The sequence below is a fragment of the Porphyromonas levii genome, assembly GCF_018206105.1.
Classification (GTDB): domain Bacteria; phylum Bacteroidota; class Bacteroidia; order Bacteroidales; family Porphyromonadaceae; genus Porphyromonas_A; species Porphyromonas_A levii.
Map to the genome: position 1 here is coordinate 1 of NZ_JADRGN010000075.1, position 1,992 is coordinate 1,992.

A 1,992-nucleotide genomic window follows, 5' to 3' on the forward strand; every position below is an offset into this window, starting at 1 on the left:
TATTCCTTGCCGTAGTTCTGAGATTGTATCGGCTGGATTAAGATAGATATGTTCCTGTTTGATACTTCTCCAGAAGCGTTCTATAATACTTCCCATAAACTAGATAACACAAAAAGTGCTAACTTTTTGTGTTATCTAGTTTATGGGAAGTATTATACTTATGTTACGTCTGTAACGGAGGCAATGGGATTAGAGAATATATCAGAAGTTGGTTGCAGTTCGTTGGTTATCACGGGTTCTCTGAAAAAAGACGTATGCTGTAACCATAACGCTTCTCGCTATAGTGTGTTGCAGATCCAAATCTTCCAAAATTAACGTAATAGCCCGCATCACTTATATGTTCAGATGAACACCAATAACACCCAAATACACCTTGTCCAATAAGCCTGTTTGCATTGTATTTCCCACCTGCCATGGGGAATGAGCGAGTAACTGTATCCTTTGTACTTGCCCAGTATTCTTCATTTGCGATATCATCTAACGAAGGAAGGGCACTAACAGTTTGCATTTGAATCTGAAAAAGTTTGTCTTCATTCTGTAGGTTGTATTTTGCAACAACGAAAAGAGGATTTTCATTTGATGTTTGATAGGTCAGTGTTGCATATGCATTATTATTGTCAGAAATGAATGTGCCAGTCATTTTATACTTTTTTTTAGCGATAGAAACTTCTGTTTCTGTCAATTCTCTCTTTAAATTGTTTTCAAAGTCAACGTATTGATAATTGTCAGGAATAATAGCATTCCATTCCTCCTTAGATGCAAGATGGTATTTATTGCCATCGAGATCGGAAGGTGATCTAAAATAATTAACCGCATCATTCCATGTAAAGAGGTGCTTCCCAGTAATATCGTGTTCAGTTTCAAATGTTCCATTGAGGTCTGCAAGATTATATTCAGCGACGTATGCAAGTGGTGAGGGTCGATTTTCAGGTTGAGGTGTCGGTATTGGCTTCACTGAAGGGATGACAAAGGTCATCCCGTTAAAGATAATAGTAATAGTACCATCACCATTATCGGTGATCTTTAGGTCAGAAGCTGCATCAGTTCCCACAGCCTTAACAGGCTTGCCATTCACATCTTTGACTAGCTCCCACTTTACGCCTCCATCGAGACTCACCTCCCAATTTCCATCTGCATTCACACGCAGTTGTGGGGTGACACCAGCCTTTCCATCCTCGCCCTTAACTCGGATTGGGTTACCAGCGGCATCTCTCATCAGCTCTCCGTCCAAAGTCCAGTATAGCACACCATCGACCTCTTCGATTCCTACGCTAGGTGTTTTGCCATCCTTCCCATGTTTCAAAATAATTTCAGAACCATCTGACATCACAAGTTTGTAACCCTCATTTTTGGGCAAGGCAGTGTATGAAACAATGCTAATCTTTTGAGCCTGAGCATCAACTAGCTTCTGGAGAGATGCAATCGTTTTATTTGCATCAGCAGTCAATGTCTCCAGCTTCTTTATACGAGCATCGTGGTCATCCAAACGGCGGTACACATCATCTAAGTTAGTGCACGAAACGAGCAACAACAAGGTGATAAGTCCTAGAGAAAATTTTGTCTTCATGTTTTTAGTATGTTAAAGTTAATGAAACTGTGTAAGCAAGCCATGAAATATCTAAATCTATGTTATCACAATATCAACGAGGTAAATATATCAATAATTATTATACTACACAACTTTTTTCGTTGTTTATTTGAGGATTTTTATTTCATGAAGTCTAATAACCTTGTTTCAAAATCGAGATAATCTCAGATATTAAGCCGATTTCGATGCTTGAATATATCATCAAAGGCTGTCGTTTTTTTCTTTTTGCTCTTAAGCGTAGAAGATGCAAATGAGATTTAACCTTCAAATAAAAAGGTGTGAGCCCGGTATTGTACCGAGCCCACACCGACTATAAGGTGATTAATAATTTAACGTGAGTTCGACCTAAGAAAAGAGACAAAAACCAGAGGTGAATATTTGCTCTAATGGACTAAAATAATAGG

At 38.6% G+C, this 1,992-nt stretch carries 1 protein-coding gene; it reads right to left on the reverse strand.

The window, feature by feature from the left end; all coding sequences use genetic code 11:
- Window positions 1–229 precede the first annotated feature (229 nt).
- Window positions 230–1,567, reverse strand: coding sequence for a PL29 family lyase N-terminal domain-containing protein (locus IX315_RS09495; RefSeq protein ID WP_018359168.1), 1,338 nt, complete (start codon window positions 1,565–1,567; stop codon window positions 230–232).
- Between the last annotated feature and the right edge of the window lie 425 nt (window positions 1,568–1,992).